General features: G+C 60.2%; 24 protein-coding genes, 1 tRNA gene and 2 pseudogenes. 18 read left to right on the top strand and 9 right to left on the bottom strand.

Features of this window, described 5'->3' with window-relative positions:
* Positions 1 to 200 precede the first annotated feature (200 nt).
* Entirely contained in the window at positions 201 to 1,358 is a 1,158-nt protein-coding gene (locus EJ997_RS05430; protein WP_126703669.1) for a hypothetical protein, read from the top strand.
* Here the strand turns inward: EJ997_RS05430 and EJ997_RS12885 are convergent.
* Complete coding sequence (locus EJ997_RS12885) at positions 1,342 to 1,509, bottom strand: hypothetical protein (protein WP_206501841.1); 168 nt, start codon at positions 1,507 to 1,509, stop codon at positions 1,342 to 1,344. The genes EJ997_RS05430 and EJ997_RS12885 overlap by 17 nt on opposite strands.
* Between EJ997_RS12885 and EJ997_RS05425 the strand changes: the two genes are divergently transcribed.
* From EJ997_RS05425 to EJ997_RS05410, 4 genes are all read left to right on the top strand, one after another.
* Positions 1,489 to 3,948 carry a hypothetical protein gene (locus EJ997_RS05425; RefSeq protein WP_206501840.1) on the top strand — a complete coding sequence of 820 codons (2,460 nt, stop codon included), beginning with the start codon at positions 1,489 to 1,491 and terminating at the stop codon, positions 3,946 to 3,948. The two genes, EJ997_RS12885 and EJ997_RS05425, sit on opposite strands and share 21 nt — an antisense overlap.
* Before the next feature lie 324 nt (positions 3,949 to 4,272).
* On the top strand, positions 4,273 to 5,841 hold the full coding sequence (locus tag EJ997_RS05420; RefSeq protein ID WP_126703667.1) for an aspartate:alanine exchanger family transporter: 1,569 nt from the start codon (positions 4,273 to 4,275) through the stop codon (positions 5,839 to 5,841).
* A gap of 279 nt (positions 5,842 to 6,120) precedes the next feature.
* Positions 6,121 to 6,402, top strand: a complete 282-nt coding sequence (locus tag EJ997_RS05415; protein ID WP_126703666.1) for an HU family DNA-binding protein — start codon at positions 6,121 to 6,123, stop codon at positions 6,400 to 6,402.
* 162 nt (positions 6,403 to 6,564) lie between these two features.
* Positions 6,565 to 6,831 carry a DUF3039 domain-containing protein gene (locus EJ997_RS05410; protein ID WP_126703665.1) on the top strand — a complete coding sequence of 89 codons (267 nt, stop codon included), beginning with the start codon at positions 6,565 to 6,567 and terminating at the stop codon, positions 6,829 to 6,831.
* 230 nt (positions 6,832 to 7,061) lie between these two features.
* Here EJ997_RS05410 and EJ997_RS05405 read toward each other — a convergent pair whose 3' ends face one another.
* Entirely contained in the window at positions 7,062 to 8,414 is a 1,353-nt protein-coding gene (locus tag EJ997_RS05405; RefSeq protein ID WP_126703664.1) for a nicotinate phosphoribosyltransferase, read from the bottom strand.
* Between the two features lie 93 nt (positions 8,415 to 8,507).
* Between EJ997_RS05405 and clpS the strand changes: the two genes are divergently transcribed.
* Genes clpS through rdgB form a run of 6 tightly spaced genes read left to right on the top strand, consistent with a single transcriptional unit; the run spans position 8,508 to position 12,270 of the window.
* Complete coding sequence (gene clpS, locus EJ997_RS05400) at positions 8,508 to 8,777, top strand: ATP-dependent Clp protease adapter ClpS (protein ID WP_206501888.1); 270 nt, start codon at positions 8,508 to 8,510, stop codon at positions 8,775 to 8,777.
* A gap of 1 nt (position 8,778) precedes the next feature.
* Positions 8,779 to 9,387 (top strand): DUF2017 family protein, encoded by a 609-nt coding sequence (locus EJ997_RS05395; protein ID WP_164719815.1) that lies wholly within the window; start codon positions 8,779 to 8,781, stop codon positions 9,385 to 9,387.
* A gap of 9 nt (positions 9,388 to 9,396) precedes the next feature.
* Positions 9,397 to 10,206 (top strand): glutamate racemase, encoded by an 810-nt coding sequence (gene murI / locus EJ997_RS05390; RefSeq protein ID WP_126703661.1) that lies wholly within the window; start codon positions 9,397 to 9,399, stop codon positions 10,204 to 10,206.
* Entirely contained in the window at positions 10,203 to 10,979 is a 777-nt protein-coding gene (locus EJ997_RS05385; protein ID WP_126703660.1) for an MBL fold metallo-hydrolase, read from the top strand. The genes murI and EJ997_RS05385 overlap by 4 nt, the downstream gene beginning before the upstream one ends.
* Complete coding sequence (gene rph / locus EJ997_RS05380; RefSeq protein ID WP_126703659.1) at positions 10,976 to 11,695, top strand: ribonuclease PH; 720 nt, start codon at positions 10,976 to 10,978, stop codon at positions 11,693 to 11,695. The genes EJ997_RS05385 and rph overlap by 4 nt, the downstream gene beginning before the upstream one ends.
* Entirely contained in the window at positions 11,692 to 12,270 is a 579-nt protein-coding gene (rdgB, locus tag EJ997_RS05375; RefSeq protein ID WP_126703658.1) for an RdgB/HAM1 family non-canonical purine NTP pyrophosphatase, read from the top strand. The genes rph and rdgB overlap by 4 nt, the downstream gene beginning before the upstream one ends.
* 187 nt (positions 12,271 to 12,457) lie before the next feature.
* Here the strand turns inward: rdgB and EJ997_RS05370 are convergent, their stop codons facing one another.
* The 3 genes from EJ997_RS05370 to EJ997_RS05360 all read right to left on the bottom strand — a co-directional run bounded on the left by EJ997_RS05370 (position 12,458) and on the right by EJ997_RS05360 (position 14,641).
* Positions 12,458 to 13,540: a PLP-dependent transferase gene (locus tag EJ997_RS05370; protein ID WP_126703657.1), complete on the bottom strand. Its 1,083-nt coding sequence runs from the start codon at positions 13,538 to 13,540 to the stop codon at positions 12,458 to 12,460.
* Between the two features lie 217 nt (positions 13,541 to 13,757).
* Positions 13,758 to 14,114: a DUF3054 domain-containing protein gene (locus EJ997_RS05365; protein ID WP_126703656.1), complete on the bottom strand. Its 357-nt coding sequence runs from the start codon at positions 14,112 to 14,114 to the stop codon at positions 13,758 to 13,760.
* Positions 14,111 to 14,641, bottom strand: a complete 531-nt coding sequence (locus tag EJ997_RS05360; RefSeq protein WP_228201593.1) for a DUF4916 domain-containing protein — start codon at positions 14,639 to 14,641, stop codon at positions 14,111 to 14,113. The genes EJ997_RS05365 and EJ997_RS05360 overlap by 4 nt, the downstream gene beginning before the upstream one ends.
* A gap of 47 nt (positions 14,642 to 14,688) precedes the next feature.
* On the opposite strand from EJ997_RS05360, the gene EJ997_RS05355 reads away from it, so the two are divergent.
* The gene (locus EJ997_RS05355) at positions 14,689 to 15,000 is read left to right on the top strand and encodes a hypothetical protein (protein WP_126703655.1); all 312 of its coding nucleotides are present in this window, start codon (positions 14,689 to 14,691) and stop codon (positions 14,998 to 15,000) included.
* A gap of 122 nt (positions 15,001 to 15,122) precedes the next feature.
* On the opposite strand, the gene EJ997_RS05350 is transcribed toward EJ997_RS05355, so the two are convergent.
* Entirely contained in the window at positions 15,123 to 15,698 is a 576-nt protein-coding gene (locus EJ997_RS05350; RefSeq protein WP_126703654.1) for a protein-L-isoaspartate O-methyltransferase family protein, read from the bottom strand.
* Between the two features lie 296 nt (positions 15,699 to 15,994).
* Here EJ997_RS05350 and EJ997_RS05345 point away from each other — a divergent pair, with 296 nt between their 5' ends.
* On the top strand, positions 15,995 to 16,264 hold the full coding sequence (locus EJ997_RS05345; protein ID WP_126703653.1) for an acylphosphatase: 270 nt from the start codon (positions 15,995 to 15,997) through the stop codon (positions 16,262 to 16,264).
* A gap of 198 nt (positions 16,265 to 16,462) precedes the next feature.
* Here the strand turns inward: EJ997_RS05345 and pntB are convergent.
* The 3 genes and pseudogenes from pntB to EJ997_RS05330 form a co-directional block, all read right to left on the bottom strand.
* Positions 16,463 to 17,886: pseudogene (gene pntB, locus EJ997_RS05340) on the bottom strand (Re/Si-specific NAD(P)(+) transhydrogenase subunit beta).
* A gap of 2 nt (positions 17,887 to 17,888) precedes the next feature.
* A pseudogene (locus EJ997_RS05335) lies at positions 17,889 to 19,417 on the bottom strand (Re/Si-specific NAD(P)(+) transhydrogenase subunit alpha).
* Positions 19,418 to 19,492: 75 nt separating this feature from the next.
* Positions 19,493 to 20,878 (bottom strand): folylpolyglutamate synthase/dihydrofolate synthase family protein, encoded by a 1,386-nt coding sequence (locus EJ997_RS05330; RefSeq protein ID WP_126703652.1) that lies wholly within the window; start codon positions 20,876 to 20,878, stop codon positions 19,493 to 19,495.
* An 89-nt stretch (positions 20,879 to 20,967) separates the two neighbouring features.
* Between EJ997_RS05330 and EJ997_RS05325 the strand changes: the two genes are divergently transcribed.
* The 5 genes from EJ997_RS05325 to EJ997_RS13120 all read left to right on the top strand — a co-directional run bounded on the left by EJ997_RS05325 (position 20,968) and on the right by EJ997_RS13120 (position 22,821).
* Positions 20,968 to 21,432 carry a peroxiredoxin gene (locus tag EJ997_RS05325; protein ID WP_126704954.1) on the top strand — a complete coding sequence of 155 codons (465 nt, stop codon included), beginning with the start codon at positions 20,968 to 20,970 and terminating at the stop codon, positions 21,430 to 21,432.
* A gap of 45 nt (positions 21,433 to 21,477) precedes the next feature.
* A tRNA-Leu gene (locus EJ997_RS05320) sits at positions 21,478 to 21,562 on the top strand.
* 215 nt (positions 21,563 to 21,777) lie between these two features.
* Positions 21,778 to 22,317: an acyl-CoA thioesterase gene (locus tag EJ997_RS05315; protein ID WP_126703651.1), complete on the top strand. Its 540-nt coding sequence runs from the start codon at positions 21,778 to 21,780 to the stop codon at positions 22,315 to 22,317.
* A gap of 67 nt (positions 22,318 to 22,384) precedes the next feature.
* Positions 22,385 to 22,576: a hypothetical protein gene (locus EJ997_RS13125; RefSeq protein ID WP_206501836.1), complete on the top strand. Its 192-nt coding sequence runs from the start codon at positions 22,385 to 22,387 to the stop codon at positions 22,574 to 22,576.
* Entirely contained in the window at positions 22,573 to 22,821 is a 249-nt protein-coding gene (locus EJ997_RS13120) for a hypothetical protein (RefSeq protein WP_206501835.1), read from the top strand. The genes EJ997_RS13125 and EJ997_RS13120 overlap by 4 nt, the downstream gene beginning before the upstream one ends.
* Positions 22,822 to 23,719 lie beyond the last annotated feature (898 nt).

Raw genomic sequence — 23,719 nt, 5'->3', positions numbered from 1 at the left:
AGATCTTTGGTCTGGTTGCCGAGCCGGGCTCCTGCTTCGTTTCCGTTCCTCCTGGGTCGAACTGTCTGTATTTCTGTCGGCCTTGGGCTTTTGCTTGCTGAATTTTGGACTCGAGCTCGTAAACCTGTCTGTTTGGGTCCTAGTCCCCGCGGGCTCGGTATTGAGCCTGTTAGTCCGTTTTGCCATGCCATAATCGACCCATGCCGCGTGGGAAAGAAGAGAAAACTGACCGTCGGAGATTTGTTGCTTTCCTCCGATCGTTTCTGCCTTCGTGGCGGGCCTGGATCGCAATCCTTGTTGGTGTCGGGGTTGGTCTCGGGGCGTTAGCTCTGGCTTCCCAGGAGAGCCGGACGGGTGTCCGGTCCAGCCAGGTGACGATAGACGACCCGAATGGATTCTTCAACGAGGAAGAGCTCCGCACGGCGATCGATGACGTGACGTGGGGCCGCCCTATCAGAGTCCTCATCGTTGTTGGAACAACGGACGAGCTCCAGGTCACCGAGGACTGCCAGGTCGATAACGTTAGCTGCCTACAAGATACCTACCCCGCCTATTTCCCGACCGTCCGCGTCGACGATGATGCCGTCGTCCTCTGGGTGGAGCCCGAGCGAGAAATCGTGAACGTCTCCATGGGAGTCCATCCCAGGTACGAGCCCGAGGACTTCTGGCACCTCCGTTTCGACGTGGCCGATTCGCTGACCTATCGCCTCTCTCAAGGGGAACTGACTCCCGGCACGGTTGCCGATGGTCTGCAGGTCTTTGCCGATCAGGAAGCCGAAGTAACGAGCGGCAGAACCTTCTCCGACTATCTCCTTGCGACCGTGGCCGGTCTGATTGCCGGCCTGCTTGTGGGACTGGTTTTGCACGCCGCGAGACAGCGTTCTGACCAGAAGAAGAACGCTTCGCACCTGGCCGGACTGTCCGGCCGCGAGCTCAAAGAAGTCGTCGATCGGGTCTTCGATACCTACCGGGAGGCAACCGAGTCCCTGGACGGCATGGAGCTCATCGGTGTCGCAACGACCGGTTCCTACGGGAAGACCATGGAGGCGAGGGTAGATCAGTACCGGCACCGGTACATTGACCTTGCGCGCGTCGTCTTTGAGGTCCAGCACCTCGACCGGGAGGAGCTGATCAAGCCGGTCAACCTCCCATCGCTTGTCCGACTCGATCGGATTGCCACGGTCGTGAGAGAAGCCGAGGCAACTCTTCAAGCCGATGAGAACGTGCTCCGAAGCGAGCCGACAAAGAAAAGCCTCCGCCGGGGTAAGAGCGCGGGGACATGTCTCTTCACCCTTCCGTTGCCTCGCTACGAACAGCGATTGACGCAGCCACCGTTTTGGCTCAGGAAACGGGGATAAGAGGCTCGCGAAGCGACTGCCGGTACTTGCCGGTGAGCTTGAGGTTGCGAGCAAGAATGCCTCGGCCGAGGGACTTGTTGGGCTGGACGCGATTGCCACCGAATTGGCGACCGTGGCCGACCACGTTTATGTGGCCTACGAATCCGAGCATGGGAAAGAGTTTGACCGCAGGACGGAGATTGAGGATCCGTTCCGCTACCGGACGCTCGAGATTGCCGCCGCCGGCGGGACCGTGACGAAGCGACGCACCAGCCGCAGGGCCAATGCGACCAGGGCCTCCGAGAAGCTGACAAGCCAGAAGGTGAAACAGCAGCTCGCCGAACGCATCGCCGAGGCGAAGGTCGCGCAGGGGGCAAACTCCCTAAAGATCCCGGTATCCCCAATCGTCATCATGATTGCGGCGGCGGTTGCCATGGGTGCGGGCGGTGTCTACGTGTGGCTCAATCCGGTTGAGGAGGGCGTGATCTCGGACGCTGGCGAGCCTGCTATCACGATCCCCTATGAGCTGGTGTCGAGCGAAACAGAGCGGAACAACGCCGTCAGCATTCCCGACGGCGATGAGGTCCTCCACCTTCCCGACAGCGTGACGATCATCGACGACGCCAACATCATTGACGATGAGGAGGCTCTCGCGGATGCTCTGTCGACTATTCCACTGCTGTCTCCCGCCGACTACCTTGTGCTCACAACCCCGGAGGAGCTTCCGCTTGACGAATACGAATATCCTGATGAGAGGGGGCTCATTGAGATCTTCCCCGAGTACTTCGAACCCATTGGCGATGAATACGCGGGCCTAATCGACGAGAAGACGGTTGCCATCTGGTACGCGGACTCGGGTGAACAGTCGGGCTTCGACACGTCGTACGAACTCTCCATCGATGTCGATGAGGACTCCGCTGGCAGGGGCGAGTTCTATGACGCCATGAACGCTACCTATCCGTCGATCGAGGCACAGGTCTGGGATGGTTTTGCCGGATACTCGAACGGCCTGCGAGGAGTTGGTTTTGAGGAGAGCGAATCAACAATCACCTCCGGTTCCTCCAACGTGACCGGCGCACTCGTGACTGCCCTCATCACGTTCGCCGCCGTCACCGTTCTTCTCCCGCTTGCCATGAGGCCATTTGTTATCAGCCGCAGGAAGAAAGGCTGGGAGAAGGAAGTCAAGACTTCCCTGACCGCGATGACACTCGCGGAAGAGGCCCTCACCCTCGAGATCTCCATGGTGGCAGCCAACCATCCGACCTACGATTCGAGCTCCCGCCTTGCCGCCTGGGAATCGGACTACCTGAACCTCCACCGCCTCGGTGATGGCATCGGTGAAGAGCTATCCATCGAAACCCGAGTCGCCCTCGTTCGCACGGTACGCGAGCAGGCCGAATCCCTGTGGCGCATCAGGCCCGTGCTGGGGATGGAGGGGACGTGGGCGCAAGCATGGGAAAACGAAGGGGCAGTTCTCTATGCTGCCCTTGGAGACAACTCGCAGGAAGCCGTCGAACAGATCTCTGCCCTCGCTCCCAAGCTCTCAGCAGGAACGATCACACCCACCAAGGCCCTCAGCGCTCTGGACACCATAGCAAGGGAGCGCAGCGAGACAGCCCGCCTGCGCTCCCTGACCCCGTCCGCTACAGCAGATCTCACGGAGACAGAGGAGCGGTCTGAGATAGCGGATTCTACCAAGACCAAGGCCCTCGCCAAGGACCAGCGTGATGATCGTCTGGCAAAGGCGGAAGCCGATGCTCACGAGGAAATGAACTCGCTGAGAACCGCGGATGCTCGGGCGGTGATGTTGGAGGACGCACGCACACTAGCCGATACTCCCGTGTTCTCACTTGCTCGCACGGACGACATCGGGGTCGGTGTCGCCGGAGCGCCGAGCGTTGTCGCGGGGGAGTCAGTGCAGCAGATCCACCGAGAAAAGGATGCCACTCAGGCCTTCTTCTCCATCGACACATCGGCAACCCGGTGGTTGCGTGCCGTCTTCACAAACATTTCCGGCTACTTCCAGGGCTACCACGAGAAGACCGCTAGCGAAGTCATTACATCTATTGCGGCCTGGGTGATAGCAATTGTCCTGATCCTTAGCGGTGTCCAGGTCGTCAACTACATCATCGGGGACGGTCGCACCCGAGTTCCCGTCGAAGTACGAGGCAGTAGCCCCGCCCTGTCGGTTTCCTACATCGAAGACGGTGAACCGGTCTCCGATGAACTGCGGAACATCCTCGAAACTAGGCCGCTCGGCGTCCCCATCCATCTCCTTATATATACAACTGACGGGGTGTGCAACTACGACACCATCGACGGCCTTTACACCCGTATGGACCAGGCACCGAACGTTATCGCCAACAGCTACGACCGCGGTGTCCTCATGAACTCCTCCGTCATGATCTGCCTCGGCCCGGACTCTGGTTACCTTCACGAGGCCACTGACCTCGATAGCGAGGGACTGCCCTTCGCCGTCTACGAGTACGACTTCGAAGAAGGCGACACGCACGAGACGTGGCTACTCGAATGGTTCGAACAAAACGAGGACGCCACGCCCTACTACAAGGCCTACCGCGTCACGAAAGAATTCGACGAGAACATCCGCTAACGAGACGGGGCAACGGTCACTGGGAAACGAACACTGGGGAACGAACACTGGGGAATGAATATACTGGGGAATGAATACTGGGGAATAGATCAGTTGGAGCATATCGTTCCGGCAGATAGGTGCTTAGCGCTATCTGCATCTCCTAGCGCGCCAGCGGGGGCACGCTCTCTTAGGCGTCGGCTCGCGGGGTGCGAATGATGCTCCGTAGGAACTCGCGGAAACCACTCGTGGGAGAACCTGGGACGAGATAAAACGGCCACTTTATGTCGACTTGTGGGCGGAACGGGATACCGTAGCTGTAGAACCCTTTGGAGGAATACGGCTGTGACCGAACTGCTTTCGAGCTCACCCCTGCTCACCATCTTTATCGTTGTCGCCCTCGGTGCCGCCCTCGGTGCGGTGCCGTTTGGGCCGCTCCGGCTCGGTGCCGCAGGAGCACTGTTCGTCGGCCTCGTCATCGGCTCGCTTGCCCCCGACATCGGTGCCTCTCTCGGCCTCATCCAGTCGCTCGGGCTGGCTCTCTTCGTCTACATGGTTGGGCTATCCGCCGGGCAAACCTTCTTCGCGGACCTCAAACGACAAGCCCCCATGATGGGATGGGCGACGCTGTTCCTCATCGTTGCCGCGGGCGGTGCCATTGCACTGGGCAAGGTCATGAATCTCAGCCCCGACATGGTTTCCGGTATCTTCTCCGGCTCCCTTACCTCCACCCCGGCGCTCGCGGCAGCGAATGCCGTCACGACGTCCGGTGAACCGTCCGTTGGCTACGCCATCGGTTACCCCGCGGGCGTGATCCTCGCGATCCTCGTTGTCGCCTGGATTGTTGGCAGGGACTGGGAAGGCAAGAAGGATACGGATTCGCTGGCCGGTGAGGACATTGAGGCCGTCTCCGTTCACGTGCGCAATCCCATGCCGGTTCGCAGGGTCACGGGCTTTTCTGAGCAGGAGCTCCGCATGAGCTACCTGCGCCGCGAGGGCCGCACCCGCGTGATCTCGCCCGGTGAAGAACTCATCGAGGGCGACGAAGTCCTCTTCGTCGGATCCGGTCCCGTTGTCGATGCTGCTATCGAACAGGTGGGGGAGCGAATCCCCGAGCATCTTGCCAACGACCGCGCACAGGTCGACTTCCGTCATTTCGTTGTCTCCAACGACAGTCTTGCCGGCCGAACGATTGCCGAGCTCAATCTTGCAGCCCGCTTCGGTGGCGTTGTCACCCGCGTGAATCGCGGCGACCTGGAGATGCTGGCTCGCGACGACCTCATCCTCGAGCTGGGTGACCGCGCCCTCGTCGTCGTACCGAGAGAGTCCCTCTCGGAGGTCTCCGACTTCTTTGGTGACTCGGTCCGTAACGTCTCCACCTTCTCCGCGCTGTCCGTCGGCATTGGCATGGCGCTCGGCCTGCTCCTGGGCATGATCGAGATTTCCCTTCCCGGTAACTCCACGTTCTCCCTCGGAGCGGCTGCCGGGCCACTGATTGTTGGCATGATCCTCGGCGCCCTCCACCGCACCGGACCAATCATTTGGCAGATCCCGCAGGCCGCGAACCTGACCATCCGTCAGCTGGGTCTCCTCATCTTCCTCGCAGCCGTCGGCATTGCCGCCGGCCCAGCCTTCATGGACACCGCCTTCACGAGCCAGGGACTCTCAGCAATCGTCATTGCCGCCGTCGTTGTCCTCGCGTCGTCTTTCGGCCTGCTGGTGGCATGCCGTGCGTCGGGCCTGTCGAGTGCTCGCACCGCCGGCGCCATCGCCGGCATGATCGGCCAACCCGCAATCCTCTCCTACGCAACAAGCAGGAAGGACGACGAACGAATCGAGAGCGGCTACGCCGCGCTTTTTGCCCTCGGCATTCTCGTCAAGATCCTTCTCGTCCACCTAATTTTGTCGTTCTAGCGAGCTGAAGATGCAAGGGAAGCGAGTGCCGGAGCGTTTTGGCGTGGCGCCGCCGCTTTCGCCATGAGCGAGACGGCGCCCGTGACATGTGAGGCGCATTAAAGTCTATATCGGTCAAAATGCATCAAAGCAGAACATTTTGGGCTTGATCAAAGATGAGAGAATTCTGAGAATTCGGTGAATTACCGCGTTAAATCGCGCGTCTTCGCCGATATTCCGCTACATTCGACCTAGTGACCTAACCGGGTCCAAATTTCCAACTGAGGAGAGGTGGGCAATATGTCCCTGAACCGTACCGAGCTCATTGCCAAGATCGCTGAGCGTGCGAACCTAACCAAGACCGATGCCGATTCGGCAATCTCCGCACTCCAGGAGGTTCTCGTTGAGTCCCTCGCTGCTGGCGAGGCCGTCAAGATCACCGGACTTATGTCGATTGAGCGCACCGAGCGCGCCGCCCGCAAGGGCCGCAACCCCCGTACCGGCGAGGAGATCGAGATCCCCGCAGGCTACGGCGTCAAGCTGTCGGCCGGCTCGGCCCTGAAGAAGGCTGTCTCCAACTAGTCTTCACCCTGTGACTTAGTGCTGGCCGCCGAAAGGCGGCCAGCACTGTCTTTAAAGACAGTGCTCTACCGATTAAAACTCGTTATCGACCGCACTTCCTTCAGTAGCGCTCTCGTGAACGTGCACTGTCTTGTTGGACCAGAGCGAACTAGGATAATCCCCATGAGCCAAGCGACCCCGTCAAGTGATTCCGTAACTCAGACCCGCGAAGAGCAAAAGCTTAAGCCGGGCGACAACGAGCGCTATGCGCACTATGTGCGTAAGAACAAGCTGACCGAATCGAACGTGACCGGCAAGGCTGTGATCGCCCTGTGCGGCAAGGTCTGGATTCCCGTCCGCAACCCGGAGGCGTTCCCGGTGTGCCCAGCATGCAAGGAAATCTACTCGCAGATGCGAGGCGGAGGCAGTGGGGGAGAAGGCGACAAGTAGCGCCTACCTGCGATCGCCCAACCGGTTGCGCACCATGGCGAGGGCAACACATCTCGTGCGGTAAGCCGGGCTGAGAAACGGTAAGGCTTGGGGCCACGGAGACGATCCGTGGCCCCAAGCCTTACCCCATGTCTTTCGGTCTGGATTTGCTGGTCTGGGCTGTCTGGTCGAGGCTCTTCCAGGCAGGTCCCGTCTAGGGGAGTGCCCGAAGGAGGGACAACCAGCTTCTCCTACCCCTCGTAGGGGTTGTTGTCGCCTTCGAAGATGTCGAGCATGCGGGAGGGGAGAGCGGGCTCGCCCGCAGAGAGACGCCATGCCTGGTACGGCAGCTGGTTGCGGGACGAGATGTGATGTTCGCTTGCTTCGGCCACCGAGTGGTGGGGCTGGATGGAGCCGCCGAGAACGAGCGGGACCTGGAGGGGGCGTGCCCCCATCTCCTCCAGCTCTGCCCGGCCCTGCTCCCAGGACTCTGCGGAGACGATGACTTCTTCGCGGGCCACACCGTCCTCGTCGGCGAGCCGGCCCGCGACCTTGAGTCCGCCATAGGACTTCTTGGAGGCCGACTTCTTGGCAACTTCCTTCATGTTGCCGTTCGCGTCTTCGCGGGCAACAAGCTTGTAGACCAGCTCGGCCGTGGGGAAGCCCGAACCGGTGACGAGCTTCGTGCCCACGCCGTAGGAGTCGACCGGTGCGGCACCGAGCGCGGCAATGGCGTACTCGTCAAGATCGGAGGTCACCGTGATCTTCGTGGAGGTGGCACCCAGATCGTCGAGCTGCTTGCGGACCGTGAAGGCCTGGGCAACAAGGTCGCCCGAGTCGAGACGGACCGCCCCGAGCTCGCCTCCCGCTTCGCGGGCGGCCTGGACGGCCCGGGCTACGCCGCGTTCCACGTCGTAAGTGTCGACCAGGAGGGTCGTGTCCGGTCCCATGGTTGCCACCTGTGCAGCAAAGGCCTGCTCCTCCGTATCGTGCACGAGCGTGAAGGAGTGGGCGGCGGTTCCGATGGCGGGGATGCCGTAGGTGCGGCCTGCCTCGAGAACCGACGTGCCAGCGAAGCCACCAACGGCGGCGGCGCGGGCCGCGGAGACGGCGGCACGCTCGTGGGTGCGCCGCGCTCCCATCTCCAAGCAGGGGCGCCCGTGGGCGGCGATTGTCATGCGGGAGGCGGCCGCTGCCACAGCGGCATCGTGGTTGAGGATCGAGAGGACAAGAGTTTCGAGGATAACGGCTTCGGCGAACGTTCCGGTCACGGTGAGGATCGGGGACTGCGGGAAGAAGCACTCGCCCTCCGCATAGCCGTAGATGTCGCCGGAGAACTTGTAGTTGGCGAGCCAGTCAACGGTCTCGGGGGACACAATCTTCGTGTCTTTGAGGTAAGTAAGTTCCTCGTCGGAGAACGTGAACGAGGCAATCTCGTCAAGGATTCGCCCCGTCCCGGCCACAACTCCGTACCGTCTTCCGGACGGCAATCGCCGGGAGAACACTTCGAAGACGGACTGCCGATCGGCAGTCCCGGAGGCGAGGGTTGAGTCGACCATGGTCAGCTCATACATGTCGGTGAGCAGTGCAGTGGACTTATGCATGGGTCCCACTCTAGTGGCCCAGACAACCTCACAGCCCAATTTCCCCGCTGTTGCGTAGAATAGCGGGTAATGACTCAACCAACTCCTTCTTCAATGCCTTCGCCGACCCCGACGGAGGAGCGCGAAGCCGCCCCTTCGTGGCGCACAGTCGTGCATGACGATCCGATCAACCTCATGAGCTACGTGGCCTGGGTTTTTGAATCCTATTTCGGGTTCGATGCACTCACCGCCAACAGGCTGATGATGGAGGTGCATTCCAACGGCAGGGCCGTTGTCTCCTCCGGTTCACGGGAGGCCATGGAAACCGATGTCCAGGCAATGCACTCCTACGGCCTGCACGCCACGATCGAGAAGGACGCATAGCATGTTTGGTTTCCGCAGAGTCCGGGGCGGAGTCAGCTCCGGTGGCGACATTTTTGAACTCGAAGTCATTGCTTCCCTTATGCGTGACGTCGTCTCCGTCCTCGGTGAGGACGTTGCGGTCGTTGACGTCACCGACGATCCCCTTGCCGTTCTTGAACGTGAGCTCGCCCCGGCCCAGGAGCCAAGCTCGGATCCGGCACTGTATCGGCTGCTGCCGGACATGAGCGAGGATCCGGAAGAAGCACGAGAGCTACGCCAGCTCACCGAGTCTTCCGTGCGGTCCACGAAGATCTCAAACCTGACGACCGTGTACCGAGTGCTGTCCGCCTCCACCGGCAGGATCTTTGTGGCCGAGGACGATATTCCGGTGTGGATGGCGGCGCTTAATGACCTGCGCCTCGTTCTTGCCACCCGCCTCGATATTGACTCCTCCGAGCGTGCCGATGAGATCGCACACAGGGCCGGAGAGATCGCCGACGGTCTCCACCCGCAAGACCCCGAGGATGAAGAGCAAGAGGTGGAAAACCAGCTCATCCTTGTTTTTGCCATGATCACCTGGTGGCAGGATTCACTCATCGATGCGGTGCGCCTGCGACGTCCGCGCGGATAAAGTCGACCCATGAGTGACGCGCCGATTGGCATTTTTGACTCCGGAGTGGGAGGCCTGACCGTCGCGCGCGCAATCCTTGACCAGCTACCGAATGAAGCGGTCACCTACGTGGGCGACACCGCCCACACGCCCTACGGCCCCCGTCCTATCGCGGACGTGCGCCAGCTCTCCCTTGACGCTCTCGACCTCCTGGTTGAGTCCGGGGTCAAGATGATTGTCATGGCCTGCAACTCAGCTTCGGCCGCTGCCCTTCACGACGCTCGTGAACGCTACGAGGTCGGCATGGGAATCCCCGTCATCGAAGTGATCCAGCCAGCAGTTCGCAGGGCTGCGGCCGCCACCCGCAACGGCAAGGTCGGCGTGATCGGTACCAATGCGACCGTGAACTCCGGTGCCTACCCGGACGCCTTTGCTGCGGCTCCCAACATCGAGGTCACGATCGCGGCTGCGCCGCTGTTCGTTGAGTATGTTGAATCGGGGCAGACCGGCGGGCCGGATCTGCTCAATGTGGCCCAGGAGTACCTGGAGCCGATCAAGGCAGCCCGGGTCGATACTCTCGTTCTTGGGTGCACCCACTATCCTCTTCTCACCGGTGTTATCTCCTACGTCATGGGGCATTCAGTGACGCTTGTGTCCTCGGCGGAAGAGACCGCGAAAGATACTTACCGGGCTCTCGTGGCGGGCGGCCTCGAGCGCACAGAAACCGCACCGCCCACACACCGTTTCCTGTCAACCGGCGACGCGGAATCGTTCCAGGTTCTTGCCCGTCGCTTCCTGGGCCCCGAAGTGGGCACAGTCCGCCGCGTGGAGGTCCAATGAAACTCACAGTTATCGGATGCTCGGGTTCGATGTCCGGCCCGAAGGGCGCAGCCTCGGCCTATCTGGTCAAGACCGATACGACAACAATCATCCTCGATCTTGGGCCGGGCACCATGGGTCAGCTCATGAACTACATTGACCCGGCCGAGGTCGACGCAATCGTCCTCTCCCACCTGCACACCGACCACGTGGCCGACATTATTGGCATGCAGGTGTATCGGCGCTGGTTCCCCGGCGGACCTCTCGGACCCGTTGACGTTTATAGCCCCGGCGATGGTCTGTTCCGCACCCGCCAAATTGGCGGCGACGGCCCCGAGGAGAACTACGAAGGCGAGTTCACGTTCCACACCGTCGCCCAGGGGGATTCCGTGACGGTCGGGGACATCGATCTCGAGTTCTTCCATGCCGTGCACCCCGTACCGGCGCTTGCGATCAGGCTGACCGGCCCCGGCGGCGAAGTGCTCACCTACTCGGGCGACACCGACTACTGCGAAGGCCAGGTCGCGGCAGCCAAGGACGCCGACATGTACCTGTGCGAAGCAGCCTTTGAGGCTTCCCGCGACACGGTCCGCGACATTCACCTGACGGGCGGCAGGGCAGGCCAGATTGCGACGGAGGCGGGCGTGAAGAACCTCCTCCTCACCCACCTGCAACCCTGGACCGATCCCGACGTCGTTTGCCAGGAGGCCAGGGCGACCTATTCGGGCCCCATTGCCGTTGCCAACCCCGGTGGTACCTTTCATGTCGCAAACCCTTCTAGAATGGGTGCATGACGACACGCAAAGATCTTCGCAGCCTCGATGAACTGAGAAACGTAACTATCACACCGAGTTGGCAGGAGGCCGGTGAAGGCAGTTGCCTCGTCGAATTCGGCAAAACCAGAGTGCTCTGCACCGCATCCTTCACCGAAGGTGTCCCGCGCTGGAAGCAGGGATCTGGGGAAGGCTGGGTAACAGCCGAGTACGCCATGCTCCCCAGGGCGACCGATTCCCGCAGTCCCCGCGAATCCGTCAAGGGCAAGATCGGCGGACGTACCCACGAAATCTCCCGCCTCATTGGGCGATCCCTCAGGGCCGTTGTGGACATGAGCAAGCTGGGGGAGAACTCCATCGTTCTCGACTGCGACGTGCTGCAAGCCGATGGCGGGACCCGCACAGCATCGATCACCGGCGCTTACGTGGCACTGTCGCTCGCTGTCGAGTGGGCACTGGAGAACAAGATCATCACGTCCTCCCCGCTGAAGGACTCCGTTGCCGCTGTCTCCGTCGGAATTGTGGATGGCACCCCGATGCTTGACCTGCCCTACGAGGAAGACGTTCGGGCGGAAACCGACATGAACGTTGTCATCACCGGCTCGGGCAACTTTGTCGAGATCCAGGGAACCGCGGAGGATGGTACGTTTAACCGCGATGAATTGAACGAGCTTCTTGACCTCGCAGTCAAGGGAGCCGGCGAACTCACCGAGCTTCAGAAAGGCGCCCTGGCATGATTCTCGCTTCCCGCAACGCCCACAAGCTTGTCGAAGTCCGGCAGATCCTCGGGCGTGAAGACATTGACCTGTCACCGGGTAATCTCGGTGATCCGGTGGAAGATGACGTGACCTTCGCAGGCAATGCCCTCATCAAGGCCCGCTATGTTGCAGAACGCACCGGCGAGGCCGTTATCGCCGACGACTCGGGCCTGTGCGTCGACGTGCTGGGCGGGTCACCGGGCGTCTTCTCGGCCCGCTGGTGCGGGCGCCACGGAGCAGATGATGAGAACACGGATCTGCTTCTCGGTCAGCTCAACGACGTTGGGGACGACCTCCGTCAGGCAAAGTTCGTGTGTGCCGCCGTCTACGTGAGCCCCGGCCAGCCCGACATCATTGCCACGGGTATCATGCCGGGTAGGCTCATCCGGGAACGCCGTGGCGAGGGCGGTTTCGGCTACGACCCGATCTTCGTACCCGACGGATACGAACAGACCGCGGCAGAACTGACGAGCCGGGAGAAGAACTCAATCTCCCACCGCGGACAAGCCTTCCGGGCACTGAAGGCCGAGATGACAAGGTTCGGGATCGAATAAAAGCAAGCGGTGCCTCAGCGAGTTGAGCGGCACCGCCGCGAGTTAATCAGGCACGTAACCAGAAGTCCGTAGACAGGAGGCGACCAGTTCGAAATGAACTGCTCCCCTCCTGTCTACTGTTTAGCTGTTTGAAAGCCGAAGCTTGCTACGTCATGAAAGCCCAGGTTTGTTGCGTGATGTTTGCCGACTAGTCGCCGAGTGCCTGGTTCAAATCCTCGATCAGACATTGGGGATCTTCAAGACCGATCGACAGGCGCAACAGGCTGTCGGTGAGGCCGTAGGATTCCCGGACCTCAACTGGAATGTCGGCGTGGGTTTGGGTGACCGGGTGGGTGATCAGGCTTTCCACTCCGCCCAGGCTTTCTGCGTATGTGAAGATCTTCAGGGATGTGAGGACCTTGTTGATCTTCGAGACATCCCTGACCTTGATGGAAATCATCGCACTCTTACCCGGGTAGAGAACTTCCTCGATCTCGGGGTGGTTCTCCAGTGCGTGTGCAACCTCGCGGGCCGTTGCCTCCTGACGGTCGATACGGATCGGCAGGGTCTTGAGAGAACGAATGAAAAGCCAGGAATCGAACGGTGACAGGGTGGGACCGGTCGTATTCGCCAGCCACTGCAACTTCTCGCCAATAGCCGGGTCGTTCGTGATCACGGCGCCGGCCAGGATGTCGTTGTGCCCACTCAGGTACTTCGTACCGGAGTGAATGGAGATCGTTGCTCCATCGTCGAGCGGGCGCTGACGAAGCGGTGTCAGGAACGTGTTGTCGACAATGACATGAGCCCCGTGGGGGTTGGCAATGTCGGAGATTACGCGAATGGTGAGTTCCTTCATGAGCGGGTTCGTGGGAGTTTCCAAGAACACGGCCGCAATTTCGTCGCTCATGAGACCCGCGAGTTCTTCCTCGGTGTCGAAGAACTCGAAGGAAGCATGGCCCTTGTCTTCCAGGTCGTTGAAGTAACGGTACGAGCCACCGTAAACATCTCGAGTGACGAGGAACTTTGACCGGGCCGGGTACAGGCCAAAGACGAGCTGCACGGCCGACATACCTGAGGACGTGGCAACCGCATGCGTGCCGCCTTCGAGTTCAGCGAGACCCTCTTCAAGAACCGTGCGAGTCGGGTTCTTGGTACGGGTGTAGTCGTATCCGGTGCTGCGACCGAGTTCGGGGTGTGCGAACGTCGTCGACAGGTGGATCGGCATGCTGATAGCACCGGTCTCTGGATCGCGACGGTTTCCGAGCTGTGCAAGATAGGTATGAATGGACATCGAGCCTCCTGAGAGATCAGGTTATCGGCGCAAGTGAACAGCCGCCTGAATAGTCTGGTTCGTCTTTACTGGCGAGACCAATAAGCGATTCGTGCAAGACCGATAACTCCTGCACAGAGAAGGCCCGCCAGCTCCACTGCTGACGGGCTCTACTTAGGTTGTTCATCGGGCTCCATCTGACACTGTGTTCTGGAGCCCGATGATCACGGTCGATGGATCAGGCTGACTGCTGCTTCTGTCGTACCTGCTTAATGAGAAGGGCAATGAGTCGCCACCCGAGGAAGAGCGCGGCGATCATGGCGGTGGCGACAATCGGGAAAGCCCCCGAGACTCCCTGACCGAAGCCTGCTCGCAGGGCCAAGCCGATCCCCGCGGTCAGGAGCGCAACGATGGCACCGGAGACGAGAGAGAAAGGCTGCTCCCGCACGCGGGGGATGATGAGCCAGGCGATGACGAGGGCAATGACGAAGGGTGCGGCGGTCACCGGGAAATCGGACCACGGGGAGTCGTGGGTGTTCATGCCGTATGCGACGAAACCCCCGGTCAAAATAATGTCGATGATAAAGGCGGTCACAGTTCACCCATCTGGCCAAGGGCCTGGCGCAGAATCTGTGCGTGAGACTCGTTCATCTCGGCCTGCAACTCGGGCGTACGCACCTCGCCGGGCGTGAACCAGGTGACCTCGAGCGTATCGGCGGCGGGCCCGCATTCGCCCATGACGGGAACGATGTAGCAGAGGGAGACGGCGTGCTGACGCTCGTCGTACTTACCCGAACCTGGCGTGGGGAAGTATTCGGCAATCGTGAAGGGCTGTATCGAGGGGGACAGCTGGGGGAGGGCTACCGGTCCCAGATCCTTCTCGAGGTGGCGGACAATAGCCTCTCGGACCGTCTCGTGAAAGAGCACCCGTCCGGTGACGAGTGCACGGGAGATCCCATCATCCTGAGCCTCCAGGAGAAGCCCGATGGATTCAACTTGGCCGGATTCGTCGGTGCGGACGGGCACGATGTCGACGTACACCATCGGCACCTTGCGGCGCACGAACTCAAGCTCCTCGGGCGATAGCCACGGCCCCATGTCTTCTGATGCAATTTCGCTCACAGTCTGATTGTGCCAGGCTTCCCAGAAATCTATGAGATTCTCAGCGCATGGAGAACATAAAGCGGGCCTACTTGATCGGTGCACTCATTGCCGCCCTCTACTGCGTATCGGGAATCGTGGCGACAGTGCTTGCCGGTGCAGATCCGATGCTGATCATGGCCTGCGTCTTCTCCATCACCGGCGTAGTCGCAGCCTTCTACGGAGCAAAGAAAGCCGACATCGCCTGGTGGGCCGCGGGTTTCCTCGTGGCTGGCTTTATTACGCCAACCGTGTGGGGCTTCATCCCCATGATCATCGCCCTCCTCTACGTTCTCGTCGTGGCCTGGATGCTTTGGACCGAAACGAAAAAGGGACGATAGTGCCGATAGTACAGCTCAATAGTCGGTGAACTGATGTTCGCGACACTACAAACGTTCGGCGACCCTACACAGGTGCAGCAACCACAGGCGCGTAGCACGGGGTGGCTTTGAAGGTCTTGGCGTCAGCCTTCGATGAGCGGAACGAAGGAGTAGCGTCCGTGCCTTGAAATGTCCGGCTCGCCCCCGGTTTTCGCAACCCGGAGCATGTGCGTGGCAACGGGGATAACCATGAGCCCAGATGGCGCCAACTGGTCGATGAGTGATTCGGGTAGTTGCTGTGCCTGTGCCGAGACGAGGATGCGGTCGTAGGGGGCGCCCTCCGGCCATCCCAGCACCTCCGGATCAGCATCGTAGATCGTGGCCCAGGGGAGGTTCTGCTTTGCAAGGGCTATCCGAGCCTTGTCGGCAAGCTCGGGAATAAGCTCTGTTGCGGTCACGCTTCCGGTTTCCCCAACCAAATCGGCAAGGATCGCCGTCGACCATCCCGAACCCGAACCGACGTCGAGAACCCTGTGGCCTTCTTCGAGTTCGAGAAGCTCGATCATGTCCGCAACCGTTCTCGGCTGGGAGTTGGTTTGTCCGTGGCCAATGAGGATCGGGCGGTCAATGGAGGCAGCATGCTGAGCATTCCTCGGCAGGAAGTCGCGCCGATTCCGGCGCTCCATGGCAACATGGATCTCATTGCGAGTGAACGGCATGTGTTCTCCTTCCTGGTTCTTCCATCATCCCAGGAAATGACGGAGATGGAAGGTACGAAAGTCGGAGAGGTAAGCAGATAAATTCCTCGCGCATGTTCTCCTCGGCGGGTAACCTTGTCGCCAAGCAAACGTGCTGGGGGATAGCGCGCTTGCCATCGGTGGAGTGAGCCCGAAGCAGTTTCTTGAGGGATTCGCACCCACCCGGTAGCGAGAGTTGAGACCACAGAGCTAGCAAAAAGACGAAACCACGAGGCAGAGCTACCGGGTGTCGTGGAGCTACCCGATAAGGAGGAACCATGCGATGCGTTGATGTTGTCGTCACCGGGAGGGCCCAGGCCGTGGGTTTCCGCTGGAACTGCCAACGCGCTGCCGTGGAAGCGGGAGTGCAAGGCTGGGTGCGGAACGTGCTCGACGGGTCCGTTGAGGCCCGATTCTTTGGTGAGGATTCCGCCGTACAGTCAATGATCGACTGGTGCCGGAACGGACCGGCTCACGCTCGGATTGAAGATGTTGTCGTGACCGACCTTGAGAACCCCGGCCCGATCTCTGGGTTTGAGATCCACTAGCAACCATTGAGCTCCATTTAGACCGAGCATGCGGTGCTCTATGAAGACCGGGCAAATGGTGCTTCATGAAGACTAGGCCAATGGTGCTTCATGAAGGCCGGGCCATTGGATGTCTACTAAGACCAAATAAATGACGTGGGGCAGGACGGAGAACCGTCCCACCCCACGTGCGGTTGCGGTGCTAGCGCTGTTATCCCGTTAGTTTGCGGGGACTGTCAGCTCTGCGTTGATGGAATCAACCGATGCCTTCGCATCCCCCAGAAGCATCTTCGTGTTTTCTGCGAAGAACAGGGGTTTTCCACGCCGGCGTAGCCGGCGTTGCCCATGGAACGCTTGAACACGATGACGTTCTTGGCTTCCCACACCTTCAGCACCGGCATGCCCTCGATGGGGGAGCCGGGCTCCTCAGCGGCGGGGTTGACGGTGTCGTTGGCGCCGATGACGAGGACCACGTCGACATCGGAGAACTCGTCGTTCACTTCGTCGAGTTCGTAGACGACATCGTAGGGGACCTTGGCTTCGGCGAGGAGCACGTTCATGTGGCCCGGGAGTCGGCCGGCCACGGGGTGGATGCCGAAGGAAACGTCGACACCTGATTCTCGTAGGCGCTTTGTCAGGTCGGCAACCGGGTACTGTGCCTGCGCCACCGCCATGCCGTATCCCGGGGTGATGACGACTTTCTTGGCGGTCGATAGCATCGTGGATACTTCTTCTGCCGAGGTCTCGGTGTGGGTGCCGTAGTCCCGTGCCTCTGCCGTGGCGGTGGGCTGGCCGAAGCCACCCAGGATCACGGAGATGAACGAGCGGTTCATGGCCTTGCACATGATGTAGGACAGGTAGGCACCCGACGAGCCGACGAGCGCACCGGTGATGATGAGCAGGTCGTTCTGGAGCATGAAGCCAGCAGCTGCTGCGGCCCAACCCGAGTAGGAGTTAAGCATGGAAACAACCACCGGCATGTCGCCGCCGCCGATGGCGGCAACGAGGTGGAGGCCGAGGGCGAGGGCAATGATCGTCATGATGATCAGCGGGATGAGTCCGATGCCAACCGAGTCGGTGTTCATGAACCACACCATGAGGACGACAGAAACCACAACGGCTACGAGGTTCAGCCAGTTCCTGCCCGGCAGGGTGAGCGCCGCGGACTTCATCTTGGCCGACAGCTTCAGGTAGGCAATGATCGAGCCGGTGAAGGTCACGGCACCGATAAAGACGCCGAGGAAGATCTCACCCATGAGGAACGTATGGGTTGATCCATAGCCACCCGCGGAGGTGAGGAACGTGTTGAAGCCGACGAGAACGGCGGCCAGACCCACGAAGGAGTGGAGAAGCGCAATGAGCTGAGGCATCTCCGTCATACCCACCTTCTGTGCCATGCGCAGGCCGATAACGGCGCCGACCGCGAGGGCAAGGAGGATGAGAATCAGGGTGACGGCTACGCCGCGGCCCGGATCGGAATCCAGAGCCAGCCAGATCGTGGCGACCAGGGCAATACCCATGCCGATGGCGCCGGAGGTGTTGCCGGACTGGGCGGAGTCGTGCTTGGACAGGCCGCGCAGGGCGTTAATGAAAAGGAGCGCCGCGACAATGTAGGCGAGTGCTACGAAGTTCTGAGCTTCCATGGTTATGCCCTCCTAAACATGCCGAGCATGCGGTGAGTGACGGCGAAACCGCCGAAAATGTTGATGGAGGCGATGACGATCGCAATGAAGCTGAAGATCGTCACCCACCAGTTTTCGCTGCCGATAAGAAGTATTGCGCCGACAATGATGATGCCGGAGATCGCGTTCGTCACCGACATGAGAGGCGTGTGGAGCGCGTGAGTGACATTCGTGATGACGTAGAAGCCAACGATCACGGACAGGGCGAGCACAATGTAGTGGCCGGTCAACTGAAGCGGGGTGACGAGAACAAGAGCGGCGGCAAGAACCGCAGCCAGTGCCATCCACAGCGTCGACTTCTTGAATCTCGATGGTGCCGGTTCCGGCTGGGAGGGTGCGGCCGCCGGAGCCTCGGCTTCAGCCGATGGAGTTGGTGCGGCGGAAACCTGGATCGGGGGCGGCGGCCACAGCACCTGCCCAGCATCCGCTACCGTGACGGTGCGGATGATGACATCGTCGAAGTCAATCTTCGTACGGCCGTCCTTCTCGGGGTGAGAAGCTTTAGGTAGTTGACGATGTTCTGCGCGTACAGCTGGGAGGACTGGGCTGGCAGGCGTGCCGCCAGGTCCTCAATGCCGATGATGGTGACGCCGTTGTCGGTGACAATCGTCTGGCCAGGCTCTGTCATCTCGCAGTTACCGCCACCGGCCGCAGCCATGTCAACAATGACAGAGCCCGGCTTCATCTTCCCCACCATGTCACGCGTGATCAGAACGGGGGAGCGGCGGCCCGGAATCGAAGCCGTCGTGATAACAATGTCCGCGGCGGCGGACTGCTCGGAGTACAGCTTCTCGGCGGCAACGGCCTGCGCGTCCGTCATCTCCTTCGCGTAGCCATCCGTTGACTCCTGGGCAGGAGCCGAGATCGGAATGAACTCCGCACCCATCGACTCAACCTGCTCGCCCACCTCGGCACGCACGTCCGTTGCCTTCACGATCGCGCCCATGGAACCGGCGGTGCCAATAGCGGCAAGGCCGGCCACGCCGGCACCGATCACGTAGATCGTGGCGGGCGGAACCTTGCCGGCCGCGGTGACCTGACCGGTAAAGAGACGACCGAAAGCATGAGCTGCCTCAATGACGGCGCGGTAACCGGCAACGTTTGCCTGGCTCGACAGCACGTCCATGGACTGCGCACGGGAGATCCTCGGAATCGCATCCATCGCCATGGCGGTAACCCCGGATTCGGCGAGCGACTCGAAAAGCTGGGGATTAGCCCCGGGTGACAGCTTGGAGATAAGAATCGAGCCTCGCCTGATCTGATGGAGATCCGCAGGGGGCCTGATCGTTGTCACGATATCGGACGTCCACACGTCCTCTCCATCAACGATCCTGGCACCGGCCGCCACATACTGCTCATCAGGGAACTGGGCGTGGTCGCCCGCGCCGGACTCAATTCCGACGTCATATCCGAGTTTGATGAGCTGGGCGACCGTGTCAGGAGTTGCAGCGACCAGGGCTTGGCCGGATTCTGCCGGTACACCTATACGCACTGTCATTCCCTTCGAAAGTAGACACAGTCGTGTCCAGAATATCCGGTTGTCACCCTGGGACCTAGGTACTATGGCCTACCAGGACTCTGTACTAGCGCCGAGATAATCAAGAACCTCGGCAATAAACGAAATTGTTCCCAACGCAATCACATCCCCGGACAGTCCCGGTGCCACATCGGCAAGTGATGGAAGCCCCGGTGGGAACGCCAGTCCCACACCCGAGCGAACCAGAATCGCGTCCGGAACAATCTCAAAACAGCCCTCGTGATCCTTGGACAGTGGCCACGACGCAATCACAACCGGTTTACTCATCTCACTCGCACGCAGAGCCGCTTCCACAGCAGCAGGAGCAATCGCAGCATCAACAAACCACGTGCCCGACGCGGTCTCGTGGATGGAAGAACGGCCCGGGAGGTTAAGGGACCGGTCTGGTGCGGTGACCGGATCGTGTGGGAAATTGAGTGAATCGACGGGAAGATTGACCGAATTGCCGGGGAGGCTGGTGGAATGCCGGGTGCTTGACCCCGAATCAGCGGCCGAGCCTTGTGCACCGGTGTCTGACGAGAAGGAGGTACGCTGCGCGCCGGACTCCGCGGGCGGGGCGGCCCCGCTTGTCTTGCCTAAACTGTTGTGGCTCGGCTGCAACGGGAAGCTGTCCGGCACTGTCAAAGGGCGGCTTGGCTCCGAGCAGGAGTGACGTGGCTCCGATAAGAGGAGCTTCGCAAATACTGAGCCCATTGCCCTACCAAGACCCATGCTCTCGCCGACGAGAGGATTGCGGTGATGTGCGGGAGATGTGGGAACGAGGGTTGCGCCCCACTCGGTTGCGCGGTTCTCTACGAGAGCGGTGATCTCGGGTGACTGCGGGGCGGAGGCAATGAGCCGGACCGAGGCAGATCCGGCACCGAGAAGATTCTCGGCGATCTCGGGTTTTGTATTGCCGAGGATTCCGGCGTGCTCCAGGAAGATCGGAGTGACCGCTAAAGCCGTGTGGTCGAAGAACGACACTTCGTCGGTGGAGCCACCCATGCCCTCCTCAAGGACGAGGACATCGGCACCGATGCGGGACGCATACCAGGCACCCATGATCGTGTAAGCACCGGTTGGGGAAAGATAGTGATCGGTCGGCAGCAGGGGGAGAAGCTCCGCGAGTTTCTCTGACACAAGCTCGTAAGCCTCGAGGGTCAACGCTGCGCCGTTGATGCGAATGCGCTCGCGGTTGGTGCGAAAGGCCGGTGACGTAACGGAGACGGTCGTGAGCCCCGAATCAACCAGTGCCATGGTGGCAGCTGCTGTCGCGGTTCCCTTGCCTTTGGAACCAACCACGGCGAGGGACGGTGGTGCCGTGAAGCCGAGCAGGTTGAGGAGGCGCCGGGAGGAAGTAAGCGTGCGGGGCATGGTGCCGCGCCGAGACCACTGCCGGTAGAACGGCTCGTCGGCAGCAAGATGTTGGGCTGTCATAGTTCCCTCATGGTAGCCGTGACCGGGCAGGTGCTCAGCCGTGCGCGGAAGTTCTTGGAGATATGACCGTGGCAGATAAGATCGTGGCCATGGCACGACTTGACGTAGGCGACAAAGCACCCCTGTTCGAAATTGAGACACCGAAGGGCAAACTCTCCCTGACCGAGCTCCTTGAGAAGAGCGAGAAGGGAGTTATTGTCTACTTCTACCCGAAGGCTATGACCCCGGGCTGCACCACCGAGGCCTGTGACTTCAGGGATGCTCGACTCGGCGACGCTGGCTACGAGGTCATTGGTATCTCGCCCGACCCCGTAACGAAGCTGCAGTCATTCGCCGACGCTGAGCTCCTCGACTTTCCGCTTGGCTCCGACGTTAACCACGAGGTCATGGAAGCCTATGGAACCTGGGGCGAGAAGAAGAACTACGGACGCACCACCGTCGGTGTCATTCGTTCCACGTTCGTCGTGAATCCGGACGGCACGATCGCTGAAGCAATGTACAACGTGAAGGCGACGGGACACGTGGCTCGCGTGACAAGGAACATTATCGGCTGATCCAGTTCGGCTATTCGAAGGGCTTTGGCCTATTCTTATAGTCGCGCGCGAGTGGCGGAATTGGCAGACGCGCTGGATTTAGGTTCCAGTGTCCTCGGACGTGTGGGTTCAAGTCCCACCTCGCGCACCATACGTTTCCCCCGGAATATCACGGCAAAGTGATACCGGGGGAACAGTTTTTCACCAAGCGTGCAACCAGTTTGAAACAGTTGGGGACATTTTGGGGACAGTGAAACATCCGTAACCAGTAACTCCCGGTTCAGACTGTGGTGGTTGCCCGTTCGGGTGGAGATGGCGATAGATTAGGGAAACGATTAGTTCCCTGCCGCGAAGGACCCCGGTGCTATGAACCTGCTGCTACGTCTGTTGGCTCTGCGAATCCAATCCCCACGAAGGTCGCGGCTGTCGCTGTGGGATACGGCGGTAACACCGTTCCGTGTCGCTCCTTCGGACCTGGATATCTTGTTCCACATGAACAACGGCAAGTACCTGTCGATCCTGGACCTGGCCCGCATGGACCTCATGATCAGGTCGGGATTCTGGGATGTCCTGAGCGAACGCGGGTGGTACCCGGTTGTCGCAGGACAGACGATCAGCTACCGCAGGTCCCTGAAGCTCGGTCAGAAGTTTGATGTTCACACCCGCGTTATCGGCTTTGATGACAAGTGGGGATTCCTCGAACAGACCTTTACCAGCGGCGACACGGTTTATGCTCGAGCAATTATCCGCACCCGGTTCCTGAAAAAGAGCGGTGGAAGCGTTGAGCACGATGAGCTTGAGGCAGCAGCCGGCGGCTTCCCATCGGACCGCCAGGTGCCCGAATGGATCCTTGCCTGGTCCGACGCGAGTAAGATTTCGTCGACGATGACCGGCAGGGAGTTCTAGAGCTTTAGACATCTTGGCTCGATGCTTCACTGCGAGCCGCGCGTCACGAGGAGAAAGGGGGTGTGCTGTGAGCGAGATCGTTTACCGTCCCTTTCGGGAAGCAGACGCCGCGGACCTGAAACAGATCATCAACGACGCGTTCCACATTCACCGCTATGTTACCGGTGAACTCCTCCTCGATGCTGCCCTTGAGCTATATCTGCGCGAACGCCTCTTGGCGAGCACCTGGACCAGGGTTGCCGTGAGGGGGTTGCCGTGAGGGACGGTCACGTTGTGGGTGCCATCATGGGACAGGTTGCTGGGCGGCCGTTCCTGGGCGGCCGTGGAAAGAATCGCCTCATTGTGGGTAAGAAGGTGCTTCGCGCCAGTATCGCCGGCCTATCGCCGTGGAACTCGATCCGCCAATACTTTGCCTTCGGGCCCGTTTACCGGAAGCTCCGAAAGAAGGCTCGTAGTCCCCTCACGGATGAACTCACGCTCTCTTTGCCGTTAGGTCGACAATGAGGGGCTTTGGCGTTGGCACGCAACTCTACTCCGATTACGTGGAACACCTGCGCAGCCTTGGCAGGACTGACTTCTACCTTTATACCGACTCTTTCTGCTCTTTCGGCTTCTACGACAAGCAAGGCATGACACGGGCGTCCAGTGAGGGCTTGAACCTTGTCCTTGACCCGGGGAGTCACCGCGAAACCCTCGGCGTATATCTCTATACCGGTACTGTCGATTAAGTCGAGGATACTCCCAGGCGCTAACGCCGGTAAGTGGCACCTGCAGGCATGGATCCCTGCTGCTAACCTCCAGCCGACGCAGTAGCAGAATGAACGAGACATGTGTGTTTCCGTAACGAGACAATCCGTCCCCGCCCAAGCGAATCCTGCGACCCGCCTGAGAATCCGGTGGGGAATCCTGGGTTGACGTAGGTTTCCGCACAGTCAACACCGACCAAAAACCGGCTCCGCCACGGGAATATTCCGGTCGAACTATGTTCCCTTTGCTTGCTGGTGGGCGTAAAGAAGCCGGAGGATGCTCTATGCATATGCCCGGGGCACACCTGCACGACAGGGCAGGACCTCGCGTATTGTTCGCACATTGCGGCCAAAACGTCTCAGCTAGTTTGCTTGTGGGTACCGTTATGCCTATCCCCCAGCGCATAGCTTAGTGACAATTGGATGTCTAGCGAAATAGGTGTGAAGTGCATCACATTTAGTCTGGATGCTGTCTGGATGTCGTGATTCTGAGTAATGTTTTGGCAACGGCACCGTATTGACGTGACGATCGGTACGTGTCGGGGTTCGTTGTGGAGCGCATTTTACATTTGGCTCCATCTCATAAAGCTGGGTGCGCGCAAGCATGCCCACTTTTATCATTTATACACTCCTAAATCTTGGGGAGATCCCGTGTT

Origin of the sequence: Flaviflexus ciconiae (assembly GCF_003971195.1) — a bacterium.
GTDB lineage: Bacteria > Actinomycetota > Actinomycetes > Actinomycetales > Actinomycetaceae > Flaviflexus > Flaviflexus ciconiae.
Note: the sequence above shows the minus strand (reverse complement) of the source record. Positions and strands in the feature narration are given on the sequence as shown.